We start from the raw sequence: 14,572 nt of genomic DNA on the forward strand, positions 1-14,572 counted from the left end.
ACGCAGGAGATAGCAACAGATGGCAGAACATGGCGCCCTGGCGACCCTGAAAGATCTGGCAGAAAAAGAGGTGGATAATGCGGCCCGCCTGCTGGGTGAAATGCGTCGCGGATGTCAGCAGGCGGAAGAACAACTCAAAATGCTGATCGATTATCAAAACGAATATCGCAGCAACCTGAACAACGACATGAGTGCAGGAATGACCAGTAATCGCTGGATCAACTACCAGCAGTTCATTCAGACGCTGGAAAAGGCCATTACCCAGCACCGCCAGCAGCTTAATCAGTGGACGCAGAAAGTTGACATTGCTCTGAACAGCTGGCGAGAAAAGAAACAACGCTTGCAGGCCTGGCAGACCCTCCAGGAACGGCAATCCACGGCGGCCCTGTTAGCAGAAAACCGCCTCGATCAGAAAAAGATGGACGAGTTCGCCCAGCGCGCCGCCATGAGGAAAACTGAATGATTCGTTTAGCGCCCTTGATTACCGCTGACGTTGACACATCCACATTGCCCGGTGCTAGCGCCACTGACACGGCACAGGATTTTCTTGCGTTGTTGAGCGGGGCATTAGCAGGAGATGCAGCACCAGGCAAAGCTTCGCCATTGCTTCAGGTTGCAGTGGATACCCCACACGCGCAAGGTAAAGAACGCGCCAACGAAATTCTGGCCGGGGTATTGCCGTCTGATTTACACATCGCTACTGACGAAACGCTGGCTGAAATAACCGCAGCACTACCCGATACAACGCCGCTGACGACGGCTCTGGTTAATACGCTGGCAGCCATGCCAGAAAAGGAAACGGTCGCCGACGATAAAACGGATGACCTTAATGAAGATGCTGTCGCCAGCCTGAGCGCCCTTTTTGCTATGCTGCCCGGTTTTGACAATCCCCCCAAAGTGACTGATGCGCCTGTCACAGCGTTACCGACGCAGAAGCAAGCACTCTCAACAAAACTGACTACCGCGCAACTCGCAACAGCTCAACCTGACGACGCCCCTGGTGCGCCAGATCAGCCATTAACACCGCTGGTCGCTGAAGCCCAGAGTAAAGCGGAGATCATCAGCACGCCTTCACCTGTTACTACTGTCACCAGTCCGCTAATTACTCCGCACCAGACGCAGCCACTGCCCACCGTCGCAGCGCCTGTTTTGAGCGCACCGCTGGGTTCCCACGAATGGCAACAATCCTTAAGCCAGCATATTTCGCTGTTTACCCGCCAGGGGCAACAAAGTGCCGAACTGCGTTTGCATCCGCAAGATTTAGGCGAAGTGCAAATCTCCCTTAAGGTGGATGACAACCAGGCGCAAATTCAGATGGTTTCACCGCATCAGCACGTGCGCGCCGCTCTGGAAGCGGCTTTGCCGGTACTGCGCACACAACTGGCAGAAAGCGGAATTCAGTTGGGGCAGAGCAATATCAGCGGAGAGAGTTTTAGCGGTCAGCAGCAGGCAGCTTCCGAGCAACAACAACGTCCACGCACATCAGGCCATGAACGCCTGACAACCGAGGATGACGATGCATTGCCAGTTCCCACAACTCTTCAGAGAGTTTCATCGGGCAATAGTGGCGTCGATATTTTCGCCTAACGTCAGAGGTAGCACCTTAATCCGCGTCTTTTCCCCGCTTTGCCACACTTAAGACGCAGGATAATTAGCCGATAAGCAGTAGCGACACAGGAAGACCGCAACACATGACTGATTACGCGATAAGCAAGAAAAGCAGGCGATCGCTTTGGCTCCCGATCCTGGTATTCATCACTCTCGCGGCTTGTGCCAGCGCGGGTTACAGCTACTGGCATTCGCAACAAGTGACCGCTGGCGACAAAGCGCAGCAACACGTCGTGCTCTCACCTGTCTTCTATGCGCTGGACACTTTTACGGTCAATCTTGGCGATGCAGATCGCGTGCTTTATATCGGCATAACGCTGCGGCTGAAAGATGAAGCCACCCGTTCGCGGCTGAGCGAGTATTTGCCGGAAGTCCGCAGTCGCTTGCTGTTACTGTTTTCGCGCCAGGATGCCGCCGTGCTGGCAACGGAAGAAGGCAAGCAAAAACTGATTGCCGCAATTAAAGCCACACTCTCCCCCCCGCTTGTTGCCGGGCAACCGAAACAGGATGTCACCGACGTGCTGTATACCGCTTTTATTCTGCGATAACGACATGGGCGATAGTATTCTTTCTCAAGCTGAAATTGATGCGCTGTTGAATGGCGACAGCGAGGTCAAAGACGAACCGACAACCAGTGTTAGCGGCGAAAGTGACATTCGTCCGTACGATCCTAATACCCAACGACGGGTTGTGCGCGAACGGTTACAGGCGCTGGAAATCATCAATGAACGTTTTGCCCGCCATTTTCGTATGGGGCTGTTCAACCTGCTGCGCCGTAGCCCGGACATTACCGTCGGGGCTATCCGCATACAGCCGTACCATGAATTTGCCCGCAACCTGCCGGTGCCGACCAACCTGAACCTTATCCATCTGAAACCGCTGCGCGGAACAGGGCTGGTGGTGTTTTCGCCGAGTCTGGTGTTTATCGCCGTGGATAACCTGTTTGGCGGCGATGGACGCTTCCCGACCAAAGTAGAAGGTCGCGAGTTTACTCATACCGAACAGCGCGTCATCAATCGCATGTTGAAGCTGGCACTTGAAGGCTATAGCGACGCGTGGAAGGCGATTAATCCGCTGGAAGTCGAGTACGTGCGTTCCGAAATGCAGGTGAAATTTACCAATATCACCACCTCACCGAACGACATTGTGGTTAACACGCCGTTCCATGTGGAGATTGGCAACCTGACCGGCGAATTTAATATCTGCCTGCCATTCAGCATGATCGAGCCACTGAGGGAATTGTTGGTTAACCCGCCGCTGGAAAACTCGCGTAATGAAGATCAGAACTGGCGCGATAACCTGGTGCGCCAGGTGCAGCATTCACAGCTGGAGCTGGTTGCCAACTTTGCCGATATTTCGCTGCGCCTGTCGCAGATTTTAAAGCTGAAGCCCGGCGATGTCCTGCCGATAGAAAAACCCGATCGCATTATCGCCCATGTTGACGGCGTTCCGGTACTGACCAGTCAGTACGGCACCATCAACGGTCAGTATGCGTTACGGATAGAACATTTGATTAACCCGATTTTGAATTCTCTGAACGAGGAACAGCCCAAATGAGTGACTTGAATAATCCGGCCGATGACAACAACGGCGCAATGGACGATCTGTGGGCTGAAGCGTTAGGCGAACAAAAATCAACAAGCGGCAAAAGCGCGGCTGAAGCCGTGTTCCAGCAGCTTGGCGGCGGCGACGTCAGTGGAACATTGCAGGATATCGACCTGATTATGGATATTCCGGTTAAGCTGACCGTCGAACTGGGCCGCACACGAATGACCATCAAAGAGTTGTTGCGTCTGACGCAAGGGTCAGTCGTGGCGCTGGACGGTCTGGCGGGCGAACCACTGGATATTCTGATCAACGGTTATTTAATTGCTCAGGGCGAAGTTGTCGTAGTCGCTGATAAATATGGCGTGCGGATCACCGATATCATTACCCCGTCCGAGCGAATGCGCCGCCTGAGCCGTTAGTGATGAATAACCACGCTACTGTACAACCTTCCGCGCCGGTTTCTGCTGCTCCGCTCCTTCAGGTGAGCGGCGCGCTAATTGCCATTATTGTCCTGATCCTCGCTGCGGCCTGGCTGGTAAAAAGGCTGGGATTTGCTCACAAACGTAATGGCACGAACGGGCTGAAAGTCAGCGCTAGTGCCTCGTTGGGGGCGCGTGAACGGGTCGTGGTGGTCGATGTGGAAGATGCGCGACTGGTGCTCGGCGTTACTGCCGGGCAAATCAATCTGCTGCATAAACTTCCCCCTTCTGCGCCAACGGAAGAGTTACCTCAAGCCGATTTTCAGTCGGTCATGAAAAATTTACTTAAGCGTGGCGGGAGAGCCTGATGCGTCATCTCTTGTCTGTCGCACCGGCCCTTCTCTGGCTGTTTACTCCCCTCGCCTTTGCTCAACTGCCTGGCATCACCAGCCAGCCGCTGCCTGGCGGTGGACAAAGCTGGTCACTCCCGGTGCAGACGCTGGTGTTCATCACCTCGCTGACTTTTATTCCGGCAATTTTACTGATGATGACCAGCTTCACCCGCATCATCATTGTTTTTGGTTTATTGCGTAACGCACTGGGAACGCCCTCCGCGCCGCCCAACCAGGTATTGCTGGGGCTGGCGCTGTTTTTGACCTTTTTTATTATGTCTCCGGTAATCGACAAAATTTATGTCGATGCGTATCAGCCGTTCAGCGAAGAGAAAATTTCAATGCAGGAGGCGCTGGAAAAAGGGGCGCAGCCACTGCGTGAGTTTATGCTGCGCCAGACCCGCGAGGCGGATTTAGGGTTGTTTGCCAGGCTGGCGAATACCGGCCCGTTGCAGGGACCTGAAGCAGTACCGATGCGCATTTTGCTCCCGGCCTACGTGACCAGCGAGTTGAAAACCGCCTTCCAGATAGGCTTCACGATTTTCATTCCGTTTTTGATTATCGACCTGGTTATTGCAAGCGTGTTGATGGCATTGGGGATGATGATGGTTCCCCCCGCGACCATTGCTCTGCCGTTTAAACTGATGCTGTTTGTACTGGTGGATGGCTGGCAATTGCTGGTCGGTTCACTGGCACAAAGCTTTTACAGCTAGAGAGGCCAAATGACACCCGAATCGGTCATGATGATGGGGACAGAAGCGATGAAAGTCGCGCTGGCACTGGCTGCCCCGCTGTTGCTGGTGGCGCTGGTCACTGGCCTTATCATCAGTATTTTGCAGGCCGCCACCCAGATTAACGAAATGACGCTGTCGTTTATTCCGAAAATCATCGCCGTATTTATCGCCATTATTATTGCCGGACCGTGGATGCTCAACCTGTTGCTGGATTACGTTCGTACCTTATTCACTAACCTGCCGTATATCATCGGGTAATCGATGTAATGTTGCAGGTAACAAGCGATCAATGGCTTTCCTGGTTAAGCCTGTATTTCTGGCCATTACTGCGTGTGCTGGCGCTGATCTCCACCGCGCCCATTTTGAGCGAACGCAGCGTGCCAAAACGGGTAAAACTAGGCCTCGCAATGATGATCACGTTCGCCATTGCTCCGGCAATCCCCGCCAACGATGTTGCCGTTTTTTCGTTCTATGCCCTATGGCTGGCGGTGCAGCAAATCCTGATTGGCATTGCACTTGGCTTTACCATGCAATTTGCCTTTGCCGCTGTTCGAACCGCTGGCGAAATTATCGGTCTGCAAATGGGGCTGTCATTTGCGACGTTCGTCGATCCTGGCAGCCATCTCAATATGCCCGTCTTAGCGCGCATTATGGATATGCTGGCGTTACTGCTGTTCCTGACATTTAACGGTCATTTATGGTTGATTTCACTGCTGGTCGATACGTTTCACACTCTACCCATTGGTGGCGAACCGCTGAACAGCAATGCATTTCTGGCACTCACCAAAGCAGGGAGTCTGATTTTCCTTAACGGGTTGATGCTGGCGTTACCGCTGATTACCCTGTTGCTGACCCTGAATCTGGCATTAGGTTTACTGAATCGCATGGCCCCGCAATTATCAATTTTTGTTATTGGTTTTCCATTAACGTTGACTGTCGGTATCTCTTTAATGGCGGCATTAATGCCGTTAATTGCTCCTTTTTGCGAACATTTATTTAGTGAAATTTTTAATTTGCTGGCGGATATTATCAGCGAATTGCCTGTAATATGATTCCCTAATGTTTCTCTTGTTATCCTAAGGATTATCTGAAAAATAATACCAGCGAACATCTTCCAGGATACTCCTGTGGCGAAATATTTGTTTTAACCTCACTCACATATCGCAACATTTACTTTACTTTAAGACAATTCCAGGCAAATTATACAACGCTTTACGGGATAGTAAGTCCGCCTGAAAAATCGCGAGAGTGGCGCATTAGGTGACCCATGTCGTTCCGTTTAGTCATGATGAAATATTCAGGTAAGGGGAATTATCGTTACGCATTGAGTGAGGGTATGCCATGTCAACGATTATTATGGATTTATGTAGTTACACCCGGCTGGGTTTGACCGGGTATCTGTTGAGTAGAGGGGTGAAAAAAAGAGAAATCAACGACATTGAAACCGTTGATGACCTTGCCATCGCTTGTGATTCACAGCACCCTTCAGTGGTGTTTATTAATGAGGACTGTTTTATCCACGATGCTTCTAACAGTCAACGTATCAAGTACATCATTAATCAACATCCCAATACGTTATTTATCGTTTTTATGGCAATTGCCAATGTTCATTTTGATGAATATCTATTGGTCAGAAAAAATTTATTGATCAGTTCCAAATCGATTAAACCGGAATCTCTTGATGATATCCTTGGCGATATTCTGAAAAAAGAGACAACGATGGCCAGCATTTTAAATATGCCAACGCTATCATTAAGCCGGACCGAATCGAGTATGTTGCGAATGTGGATGGCTGGCCAGGGAACGATTCAAATATCCGACCAAATGAATATTAAAGCCAAGACCGTTTCATCGCATAAAGGCAATATTAAACGTAAGATCAAAACGCATAATAAACAGGTTATCTACCATGTCGTCCGACTGACGGACAATGTGACAAATGGTATTTTTGTCAACATGCGCTAGGGCATACTGACTGGTGGTATTCCACCAGTCAGGCTGACAGAAATTACTCTGCTTTCTCCACAAAGATACCATCCTGATGCCCTGCTTCATTAAAGAACCAGATGCCGAGCGGGTAGTCTTCCAGCGAAACCAGGTACATTGTGCCTTCACTAAACTCCTCAACTGCCAGTACCACGCCAGGACGACGCGGACCGCCATCCGTTTTGACTGTTACCCGATCATTCACCTTCATCGTTTTCCTCCTGTGGCTTTGTGCCAGTGTAGAACAATTTCGTTTTTCTGACAGCGCCAGGCGCGTGCGAGTGCTGATTTTCTCAACGGTCTATACTTAAGAAATGCCTGGCTGACATGACGTGTCGGCAGCAACATATAAGCAACGGTTGCGAGGATAGATGATGAAAACCGCAAAAGAGTACAGCGATACCGCAAAACGTGAGGTCAGCGTCGATGTCGATGCCCTGCTGGCGGCGATCAATGAAATTAGCGAAAGCGAAGTTCATCGCAGCCAGAACGATTCAGAACACGTCAGCGTCGATGGCCGTGAATATCATACATGGCGTGAATTAGCCGATGCCTTTGAACTTGATATTCATGACTTTAGCGTCTCTGAAGTGAATCGCTAAATGCGTGATAAAAAAATCCCGGCCCTTGTTGGGGTCGGGATCAAACTTGCTTAAGCAAGAAGCACTTAAAAAATTCGTTACACCAGGAAATCTGATGCGTTCATCACCTTATCCGCAATTTTTTAGGCTGACAAGAAAATATTCTTGATATGAATGATTAACGTCACTAATGAATGGAAGTGTGATCCGCGTCACCCCCTGGAGGCTCTGGCGTTCACGTGATCGCTCCCAAAAAACGATTTTTTATAATTCGTGCTGTTTTAAGAAATATCCGGCAAAGGGAGTACTGCGCGATCATGCTTTCAATTCATCAACCGCTGCTGATTTTCACCGATCTTGATGGCACCCTGTTGGACAGTCATAGCTATGACTGGCAACCTGCCGCCTCCTGGTTAATCCGCCTGCGGGAAGCGGAGATCCCCGTGATCCTGTGTAGTAGTAAAACCTCGGCTGAAATGCTGTACCTGCAAAAGATGTTAGGTCTGCAAGGGTTGTCACTCATTGCGGAGAACGGCGCGGTGATCCAACTGGATCAACAATGGCAGGATTTGGCCGGCTTTCCGCGCATCATCTCGGGGATTGCTCATAGTGAAATCAGCCTGGTATTAAATACGCTGCGTGAGAAAGAACACTTCAAATTCACCACCTTTGATGACGTCGATGATACAACCATCGCTGAATGGACTGGCTTAAGCCGCAGCCAGGCCGCACTGACGCAGTTGCATGAGGCTTCGGTCACGCTTATCTGGCGCGACAGTGACGAGCGGATGGCACAATTTACCGCTCGCCTGAATGAACTGGGCTTGCAGTTTGTGCAAGGTGCGCGTTTCTGGCATGTGCTGGATGTCTCAGCCGGGAAAGATCAGGCAGCCAACTGGATCATTGCGGCATATCAGCAATCGCGTGGAAAACGTCCGACCACGCTTGGCTTAGGCGACGGCCCAAATGACGCACCATTACTGGAAGTGATGGATTATGCGGTGATCGTAAAAGGGCTAAACCGGGAAGGCGTGCATTTGCAAAATGAGGATCCGGCCCGTGTCTTGCGGACACAGCGAGAAGGACCGGAAGGCTGGCGCGAAGGACTGGATCACTTTTTCACGGCCAGTTAAGGGCTATCGCTGGCGCAAACCTGATTGCGCCCCGCTTGTTTTGCAAGATACAACCGTCGGTCGGCCAGAGACTGTAATTGTTCAAAATCATAATCGCCGGTTTCCTCACTGCTACTCACCCCCAGCGAAGCACTGATGCGTAGGGTCGTGCTCTTGGCGATCAACATCTCTTTTTCATTCAGCTTCAGGCGAATACGTTCGGCCACTTCCGTTGCCTGCGCCAGGTTAGCGCCAGGCAGAATCACACAAAACTCCTCGCCGCCCACGCGGCCGGCAACGTCCTGTGAACGCAATGAACGACTGATTAATCCGGCAGCATGCGACAGCACACGATCGCCTGCCTGATGACCAAAGCGGTCATTAATCGCTTTAAAATGGTCAAGGTCGACCTGGATGACAGAAAACGGATGTTTGTGTATCTGACACAACTCTGCAAGCGGACGCGCTTTTTCGAACAATGCGCCACGGTTATACAAGCGCGTTAAGGTGTCATGCCACGCCTGCCACTGCAACGAGCTTTGCAGGACAAACATATTGCTGACCATCTGGCGAATCACATACCAGGAGATAAGTAACATCGTCGTAAAAAGCGCCCACAGAAGGGTTAACGCAATGCTGATGCTGCCGAAATCACCACGCACACCTTCACTGAGCGAATGAATGCGCACCAATGCGCCGTCAAAATGGTCCAGTCGCTCCCAGCTAACATAGCGACTGCTCATCCTGATGCCACCGCGCGTATCGTGTTCCATAGCCTGCGCCAGAGATGCCAGCTCTCGAGGATCAAAGAGATCCTCCGCCAAGTGTTCCGGGTTAGAGGAAGTTAATAATTTCAGTTTACTGTCGTAGAGCTGATATTCGCCATCCAGGTTTTTATCAATAGCGTTTTTTAGAAATTGCTGCATTGAGCGCACAGGGATACTCATCCCCAACACGCCATACCAGTAATTATTACTGTCGACCGGCACGCTTACGGTGACCTGCGGTTCAGTAACATTGTTATGGTCATGCTGAGAGGTAAACCAACGTACGCCACGTTGACGATTTTCTCGTTCTGATTGGCCGATAAACCAGGGTTGTGTGACAAATTCGTAGTAACGCGTAGGGATATTTCGGGTAAACAACGTCGGCTGCGTCGAAACGTAGAATCCGGCGCGCGAGACATACATCGCCTGTTCAACCATCGAAGAAGAGTTGTGCGCCAGTCGCAGTAAGTAGCCGACTTCCAGTGCGGCGGTAATTTCATTGTCGAGTAATTCATTTTCGCGAGAAAGCTGATTTCCCTCGCTCACTAACGCATCCGAGACACCGTTTACTGACAGAGTGCGTCGTCTGTTGAGTTCGATTTGCCAGGCGTGCTCGTCGCGATGTTGTTCAAACTCGATAACAGCGTTTCGCATAGAGGTGAAATCCAGCGGCGCAACAAGGGCTTCACGCATTCCATTACGCAAAAAAATCAGTTTATCGACGTTATATTGCAATTGCTTATCGAGCGCGTTGGCAACGTTTTCCAGATGATTACGCTGGCTTGAGATATAGGCGTCTTCCAGCACCACGACTTCACGCCAGGTGAGCAAAGTGGAGAAGATCAACACCACGATAAAACACAGATTAACGACATGACCTGGCCCCAGGCGGCGCGCGAGTTTTTTTAGCCAGCTCTGGTTTTCCATTTTTGTCTCGTGCTGCACCCTGACGACTCCCAACCTGCTTTTTAATGATTCTGGCATAACCTGGCGATAGCGTACCGCCAAACAACGATAATTTTATAATGTTGGCATGATACGAGGCATCAGGCCTTCGATATTGACGCTGGCAGGACTGCCGGATGCGGCGTGAACGCCTTATCCGGCATACTTTTGATTCTATCGCCAGATATCGATTATTTGTATAACCCAGGCATGATAAGACGCGACAGCGTCGCATCAGGCATTCCATGCAGACGCTGGTACAACTGCCGGATGCGGCGTGAACGCCACATCCGACCTGGTGTTAATTGCACACTTTCAAACTTCTTCCGACGAACAACTCCTCTCCCCCGGAACAAGCTCGGTTTCATGAAAAGCTTCCCGCTTGACCCCATAACCGTCATACCACCGGCACTCAACCATACCGCTGGAATACCCGGTGACAATCATCCGCGGGCCGCCCTCTTTTACCGTGACTTCCTCACTAACCATAAAGCTCATACTCGCCTCCTTTTTTCGAGTGAAACTTGTTCACCTTAGTCGAGGATGGCGAATTTTGCATAACAGCCAGTGTGAATTTTAATGTGCCTGGCCGCGCATTTTCGCTACCACTTTCACTCCCAGCACCACGATGCCACCGATGATAAATCCAAGAATCAGATTTAAAACAGTCGGTAATATCATCGCCACCAGCGCGTTCTGCTGTCCGGCAAAATGTTCAATGGCATGATGCAGCGGCGCGATGCCATGCACCACAATGCCGCCACCCACCAGGAACATCGCCAGCGTGCCGACAACCGATAATGCTTTCATCAGCCAGGGCGCGATAATCAACAGCCCCTTACCCAATGCCTGCATCAACGTACTGGACTTTTCTGCCAGCCAGTAGCCCAGGTCATCAATCTTAACGATAATCCCCACCAGGCCATACACGCCAATCGTTACCACCAGAGCTATCCCTGAGAGCACCAGCACCTGATTAATCAGCGGCGCTTCCGCCACAATGCCCAGCGTTATGGCGACAATTTCCGCAGACAAAATAAAATCGGTGCGAATGGCCCCTTTTATTTTGTCCTTTTCAAACTTGAGCGGGTCTTGCTCCGCCAGTTTTTCCAGACGCTGCTGACTCTGCGCCGGATCCTCTTTGTGTTTACGCGCCTCCAGCATATGTAGCACTTTCTCTACCCCTTCAAAGCAGAGAAACGCACCACCAATCATCAACAGTGGCGTAATTGCCCACGGGATAAATGCACTGATGATCAGCGCCAGCGGCACCAGAATCACTTTGTTGATTAGCGATCCCTTCGCCACGCCCCAGACCACAGGAAGTTCCCGGTTGGCACGCACACCTGAAACTTGTTGCGCATTAAGCGACAAGTCATCCCCTAATACACCGGCGGTTTTCTTCGCCGCCAGCTTGCCCATCACGGAGATATCGTCCAGCAAAGTGGCGATATCATCGAGCAACGTCAATAAACTACTCCCGGCCAAAAGCATTCCCTCTCATTTTTATCGTTGACGCGCTAAGTATGAAGCAAAATCGGCTTGCCTGATACTTGCTTCACAGGTCAACATTTTTTTAACAATCAAGCTCAATTATATCTCTCGCCAGCAGAATGATTTTCACGTTTACTATGAAGCACCTTTTTATTTCCACCGTGAGGGATTATGCGTTTCCGCCAGTTGTTACCGCTTTTTGGCGCGCTGTTTGCGTTGTATATCATTTGGGGCTCGACCTATTTTGTCATTCGGATTGGCGTTGAAAGCTGGCCACCGTTAATGATGGCGGGGGTGCGATTTTTGGCAGCAGGTATTTTATTGATGGCGTTTTTACTGCTGCGTGGGCACAAATTGCCGCCGCTACGTCCCCTGCTCAACGCCGCGCTTATTGGCCTGTTACTGCTGGCTGTCGGTAACGGTATGGTGACGGTTGCCGAACATCAAAACGTCCCTTCCGGCATTGCCGCCGTGGTGGTGGCAACGGTGCCACTCTTTACTCTTTGCTTCAGCCGCCTGTTTGGCATTAAAACGCGCAAACTGGAATGGGTGGGTATCGCCATTGGGCTTGCCGGGATCATCATGCTCAATAGTGGCGGTAATTTAAGCGGTAACCCGTGGGGTGCAATGCTGATTTTAATCGGCTCAATTAGCTGGGCGTTTGGGTCGGTTTATGGCTCGCGCATTACCTTACCGGTAGGGATGATGGCAGGTGCCATTGAGATGCTGGCGGCAGGCGTAGTGTTAATGATTGCGTCGATGATTGCGGGTGAAAAACTGACAGCAGTCCCTTCGCTTTCTGGTTTCCTTGCAGTCGGCTATCTGACGCTGTTTGGCTCGATTATCGCCATCAACGCTTATATGTATTTAATCCGCAATGTCAGTCCGGCTCTGGCCACCAGCTACGCCTATGTTAATCCCGTGGTCGCGGTATTGCTGGGTACGGGTCTGGGCGGCGAAACGCTGTCGAAGATTGAATGGCTGGCGCTAGGAGTGATTGTTTTCGCCGTGGTGCTGGTCACGTTGGGGAAATATCTCTTCCCGGCAAAACCCGTTGTCGCTCCCGTCATTCAGGATGCATCAAGCGAGTAAATGAATCCCCAGAGTGTCGATCTGCGCGCTGGCGCCCTCGCCGCAGATCCACTCTTCCAGACGCTCGGTAAGTGCCGCGTCCGTTAATTTCTCCCGCCCGCGTAACGCACATTCCCAGACAATCAACACGCGCCAGCCGAGTTCCTGCAAACGACTGATATCGCGCCGATCGCGCTCGACATTTTTACCTATCTTCTCCAGCCAAAAATCTGTTCGCGAGGCGGGGACTTTAAACAGATAACAATGGTGATGGTGCCAGAAGCAACCGTGGGCAAATATCACACAGCGAAATTCATCAAGGACAAAATCCGGACGTCCGGGAAGATTGGCCTCCTGAACACGAAACGCCAGCCCCTGCTCAGTTAACAGGCTGGCGAGACGTTTCTCGATTGCCGTATCGCGCGTGGAAATCGCGCGCATATTTTTGCTACGCGTGGCCTTATCGTGAACATCGGCCATGTTGTGTTTCTCGCTGACGCAACGCCACCGCTTGTCTGATTTTTGGCTCGAGCAGTTTTGCCACCGCGGCAAAGACCGGTACTACCACCGAATTACCGAACTGACGATAGGCTTGCGTATCAGAAACCGGTATACGGAATTTCGCTTCTCCCGGCGCTTCAAAGCCCATCAGACGCGCGCATTCGCGAGGCGTTAATCTTCGTGGGCGATGTTGCTGATTCTGCGGATCGTCAAAGTCTTTCTCACCTGTCGCCATATCCCAGCCGCGATCGATTAAGATTTCCGCGCCGTCTTTATAATAACGGGCAGAAAGCGTGCGCGTGACACTTTGCGGATTGTTCGGATAAACCATCCCATAACCAAAGCCGTTACCGCGCGCCTGATGCTTTTTCGCATAGCGATAGAGATACTTCCATAGCACCGGCGTCAGGATATATTTCGCTTCGACCATCGGGTCCAGCAACTGCGCCAGCGTCACTCGCTGCACCGGGAAACAATCGCTAATGTCACGCAGGGTGAAATCTTCTTTCAGATTAAGGTCGCGACGAAAGCCCACCAGCACGATGCGCTCACGGTGCTGTGGTAGAAAATGTTTGCCATCGATGATTTTCGGATCGTCCGGGCCGTTATCTTCTGCGTCGGCAACGTCATAGCCCAGTTCGTCCAGCGTCTGCATGATGATGCGGAACGTTTTACCCTGGTCGTGGCTTTTCAGGTTCTTAACGTTTTCGAGCACAAAAATCGCCGGACGACGAGCGTCGATAATGCGCACCACATCAAAGAACAGCGTACCCTGGGTATCGCAGGCAAAACCGTGCGCCCGCCCAAGCGAGTTCTTTTTCGATACGCCAGCCAGTGAAAACGGCTGGCAAGGAAAACCGGCCAGTAAAACATCGTGTTCAGGAATGTGCTGACGAATATGTTCCGCCGCCGCGTCATCACTTACACCCTCTTTATGACTCAGGGTGATGTCACGGATATCTTCATTAAAATGATGAGTTGCCGGATCGCAATAATGGTTGGCTTTATAGGTGCGCACCGCATGTTTATTCCATTCACTGGTAAATACGCACTGACCGCCAATTGACTCAAAACCGCGACGGATGCCACCAATCCCGGCAAAGAGATCGATAAAGCGAAACGCATAATGCGGATGATGTGCTGGCGGTTTGGGTAGCAACGTTTGCAGGTGGGCGAACTCATTTCCACTTAAACGGTGCCATACCGAATCATTCGCCAGCGCACGTTTTAAAATCGCCGCGCTCCAGTGGTTCTCACCCACACCATTAAGTTGCGCTACCAGCGTTTTAACATCATAAATTTGCAGCAGTTTCTCCAGCATTGCCTGTGCGGCATTCCCGGTGCTGTATGAATCGGTTACTGAAATATTTTCCTGCATAGATTTAACCGGCCATATGAGATGGCCGACAGGTTA

Annotated in this window: 19 protein-coding genes; 13 read left to right on the forward strand and 6 right to left on the reverse strand. The window is 51.1% G+C overall.

The features are described 5' to 3' along the window. Positions 1 to 19 precede the first annotated feature (19 nt). From fliJ to rcsA, 10 genes are all read left to right on the forward strand, one after another. Positions 20 to 463: a flagellar export protein FliJ gene (gene fliJ, locus D9741_RS17610; protein ID WP_130208591.1), complete on the forward strand. Its 444-nt coding sequence runs from the start codon at positions 20 to 22 to the stop codon at positions 461 to 463. After that, positions 460 to 1,587 carry a flagellar hook-length control protein FliK gene (locus tag D9741_RS17615; protein WP_130216473.1) on the forward strand — a complete coding sequence of 376 codons (1,128 nt, stop codon included), beginning with the start codon at positions 460 to 462 and terminating at the stop codon, positions 1,585 to 1,587. Before fliJ ends, D9741_RS17615 begins: the two co-directional genes overlap by 4 nt. Before the next feature lie 104 nt (positions 1,588 to 1,691). Beyond that, entirely contained in the window at positions 1,692 to 2,156 is a 465-nt protein-coding gene (gene fliL, locus D9741_RS17620) for a flagellar basal body-associated protein FliL (RefSeq protein WP_130216471.1), read from the forward strand. 4 nt (positions 2,157 to 2,160) lie between these two features. After that, on the forward strand, positions 2,161 to 3,165 hold the full coding sequence (fliM, locus tag D9741_RS17625; RefSeq protein WP_130216469.1) for a flagellar motor switch protein FliM: 1,005 nt from the start codon (positions 2,161 to 2,163) through the stop codon (positions 3,163 to 3,165). Then, positions 3,162 to 3,575 (forward strand): flagellar motor switch protein FliN, encoded by a 414-nt coding sequence (gene fliN, locus D9741_RS17630; RefSeq protein WP_130208597.1) that lies wholly within the window; start codon positions 3,162 to 3,164, stop codon positions 3,573 to 3,575. The genes fliM and fliN overlap by 4 nt, the downstream gene beginning before the upstream one ends. A 2-nt stretch (positions 3,576 to 3,577) precedes the next feature. Next, the gene (gene fliO, locus D9741_RS17635) at positions 3,578 to 3,943 is read left to right on the forward strand and encodes a flagellar biosynthetic protein FliO (protein ID WP_130216467.1); all 366 of its coding nucleotides are present in this window, start codon (positions 3,578 to 3,580) and stop codon (positions 3,941 to 3,943) included. Then, complete coding sequence (gene fliP / locus D9741_RS17640; protein WP_130216465.1) at positions 3,943 to 4,680, forward strand: flagellar type III secretion system pore protein FliP; 738 nt, start codon at positions 3,943 to 3,945, stop codon at positions 4,678 to 4,680. The genes fliO and fliP overlap by 1 nt, the downstream gene beginning before the upstream one ends. Before the next feature lie 9 nt (positions 4,681 to 4,689). Then, positions 4,690 to 4,959 carry a flagellar biosynthesis protein FliQ gene (gene fliQ, locus D9741_RS17645; RefSeq protein WP_000187358.1) on the forward strand — a complete coding sequence of 90 codons (270 nt, stop codon included), beginning with the start codon at positions 4,690 to 4,692 and terminating at the stop codon, positions 4,957 to 4,959. A gap of 8 nt (positions 4,960 to 4,967) precedes the next feature. Next, on the forward strand, positions 4,968 to 5,753 hold the full coding sequence (gene fliR / locus D9741_RS17650; protein ID WP_130216463.1) for a flagellar biosynthetic protein FliR: 786 nt from the start codon (positions 4,968 to 4,970) through the stop codon (positions 5,751 to 5,753). 289 nt (positions 5,754 to 6,042) lie between these two features. After that, positions 6,043 to 6,666, forward strand: coding sequence for a transcriptional regulator RcsA (gene rcsA, locus D9741_RS17655; RefSeq protein ID WP_130216461.1), 624 nt, complete (start codon positions 6,043 to 6,045; stop codon positions 6,664 to 6,666). A gap of 43 nt (positions 6,667 to 6,709) precedes the next feature. Here rcsA and dsrB read toward each other — a convergent pair whose 3' ends face one another. Continuing rightward, on the reverse strand, positions 6,710 to 6,898 hold the full coding sequence (dsrB, locus tag D9741_RS17660) for a protein DsrB (protein ID WP_000867217.1): 189 nt from the start codon (positions 6,896 to 6,898) through the stop codon (positions 6,710 to 6,712). 163 nt (positions 6,899 to 7,061) lie between these two features. On the opposite strand from dsrB, the gene yodD reads away from it, so the two are divergent. Continuing rightward, positions 7,062 to 7,289 carry a peroxide/acid resistance protein YodD gene (gene yodD, locus D9741_RS17665; RefSeq protein WP_000844800.1) on the forward strand — a complete coding sequence of 76 codons (228 nt, stop codon included), beginning with the start codon at positions 7,062 to 7,064 and terminating at the stop codon, positions 7,287 to 7,289. 296 nt (positions 7,290 to 7,585) lie between these two features. Then, positions 7,586 to 8,401 (forward strand): mannosyl-3-phosphoglycerate phosphatase-related protein, encoded by an 816-nt coding sequence (locus tag D9741_RS17670; RefSeq protein ID WP_130216459.1) that lies wholly within the window; start codon positions 7,586 to 7,588, stop codon positions 8,399 to 8,401. Here the strand turns inward: D9741_RS17670 and dgcQ are convergent. The 3 genes from dgcQ to D9741_RS17685 form a co-directional block, all read right to left on the reverse strand. Next, complete coding sequence (dgcQ, locus tag D9741_RS17675; protein ID WP_130216457.1) at positions 8,398 to 10,092, reverse strand: cellulose biosynthesis regulator diguanylate cyclase DgcQ; 1,695 nt, start codon at positions 10,090 to 10,092, stop codon at positions 8,398 to 8,400. The two genes, D9741_RS17670 and dgcQ, sit on opposite strands and share 4 nt — an antisense overlap. Positions 10,093 to 10,407: 315 nt before the next feature. Next, positions 10,408 to 10,590, reverse strand: a complete 183-nt coding sequence (locus D9741_RS17680; protein ID WP_130216455.1) for a DUF2158 domain-containing protein — start codon at positions 10,588 to 10,590, stop codon at positions 10,408 to 10,410. Positions 10,591 to 10,668: 78 nt separating this feature from the next. Then, positions 10,669 to 11,586, reverse strand: coding sequence for a DUF808 domain-containing protein (locus D9741_RS17685; protein WP_130216453.1), 918 nt, complete (start codon positions 11,584 to 11,586; stop codon positions 10,669 to 10,671). Between the two features lie 171 nt (positions 11,587 to 11,757). On the opposite strand from D9741_RS17685, the gene yedA reads away from it, so the two are divergent. Further along, the gene (yedA, locus tag D9741_RS17690) at positions 11,758 to 12,678 is read left to right on the forward strand and encodes a drug/metabolite exporter YedA (protein ID WP_130216451.1); all 921 of its coding nucleotides are present in this window, start codon (positions 11,758 to 11,760) and stop codon (positions 12,676 to 12,678) included. Here the strand turns inward: yedA and D9741_RS17695 are convergent. Then, positions 12,667 to 13,137 (reverse strand): very short patch repair endonuclease, encoded by a 471-nt coding sequence (locus D9741_RS17695; RefSeq protein ID WP_130216449.1) that lies wholly within the window; start codon positions 13,135 to 13,137, stop codon positions 12,667 to 12,669. The two genes, yedA and D9741_RS17695, sit on opposite strands and share 12 nt — an antisense overlap. Next, complete coding sequence (gene dcm, locus D9741_RS17700; protein ID WP_130216447.1) at positions 13,118 to 14,536, reverse strand: DNA-cytosine methyltransferase; 1,419 nt, start codon at positions 14,534 to 14,536, stop codon at positions 13,118 to 13,120. The genes D9741_RS17695 and dcm overlap by 20 nt, the downstream gene beginning before the upstream one ends. Between the last annotated feature and the right edge of the window lie 36 nt (positions 14,537 to 14,572).

Origin of the sequence: Escherichia sp. E14V7 (assembly GCF_004212225.1) — a bacterium.
In the GTDB taxonomy this organism is placed as follows: domain Bacteria; phylum Pseudomonadota; class Gammaproteobacteria; order Enterobacterales; family Enterobacteriaceae; genus Escherichia.

Excerpts from the sequence above, each read along its gene's own strand:
- fliJ (WP_130208591.1), top strand. The coding sequence starts at position 20 with ATGGCAGAACATGGCGCCCTGGCGACCCTGAAAGATCTGGCAGAAAAA.
- D9741_RS17615 (WP_130216473.1), top strand. The coding sequence starts at position 460 with ATGATTCGTTTAGCGCCCTTGATTACCGCTGACGTTGACACATCCACA.
- fliL (WP_130216471.1), top strand. The coding sequence starts at position 1,692 with ATGACTGATTACGCGATAAGCAAGAAAAGCAGGCGATCGCTTTGGCTC.
- fliM (WP_130216469.1), top strand. The coding sequence starts at position 2,161 with ATGGGCGATAGTATTCTTTCTCAAGCTGAAATTGATGCGCTGTTGAAT.
- fliN (WP_130208597.1), top strand. The coding sequence starts at position 3,162 with ATGAGTGACTTGAATAATCCGGCCGATGACAACAACGGCGCAATGGAC.
- fliO (WP_130216467.1), top strand. The coding sequence starts at position 3,578 with ATGAATAACCACGCTACTGTACAACCTTCCGCGCCGGTTTCTGCTGCT.
- fliP (WP_130216465.1), top strand. The coding sequence starts at position 3,943 with ATGCGTCATCTCTTGTCTGTCGCACCGGCCCTTCTCTGGCTGTTTACT.
- fliQ (WP_000187358.1), top strand. The coding sequence starts at position 4,690 with ATGACACCCGAATCGGTCATGATGATGGGGACAGAAGCGATGAAAGTC.
- fliR (WP_130216463.1), top strand. The coding sequence starts at position 4,968 with ATGTTGCAGGTAACAAGCGATCAATGGCTTTCCTGGTTAAGCCTGTAT.
- rcsA (WP_130216461.1), top strand. The coding sequence starts at position 6,043 with ATGTCAACGATTATTATGGATTTATGTAGTTACACCCGGCTGGGTTTG.
- dsrB (WP_000867217.1), bottom strand. The coding sequence starts at position 6,898 with ATGAAGGTGAATGATCGGGTAACAGTCAAAACGGATGGCGGTCCGCGT.
- yodD (WP_000844800.1), top strand. The coding sequence starts at position 7,062 with ATGAAAACCGCAAAAGAGTACAGCGATACCGCAAAACGTGAGGTCAGC.
- D9741_RS17670 (WP_130216459.1), top strand. The coding sequence starts at position 7,586 with ATGCTTTCAATTCATCAACCGCTGCTGATTTTCACCGATCTTGATGGC.
- D9741_RS17680 (WP_130216455.1), bottom strand. The coding sequence starts at position 10,590 with ATGAGCTTTATGGTTAGTGAGGAAGTCACGGTAAAAGAGGGCGGCCCG.
- D9741_RS17685 (WP_130216453.1), bottom strand. The coding sequence starts at position 11,586 with ATGCTTTTGGCCGGGAGTAGTTTATTGACGTTGCTCGATGATATCGCC.
- yedA (WP_130216451.1), top strand. The coding sequence starts at position 11,758 with ATGCGTTTCCGCCAGTTGTTACCGCTTTTTGGCGCGCTGTTTGCGTTG.
- D9741_RS17695 (WP_130216449.1), bottom strand. The coding sequence starts at position 13,137 with ATGGCCGATGTTCACGATAAGGCCACGCGTAGCAAAAATATGCGCGCG.
- dcm (WP_130216447.1), bottom strand. The coding sequence starts at position 14,536 with ATGCAGGAAAATATTTCAGTAACCGATTCATACAGCACCGGGAATGCC.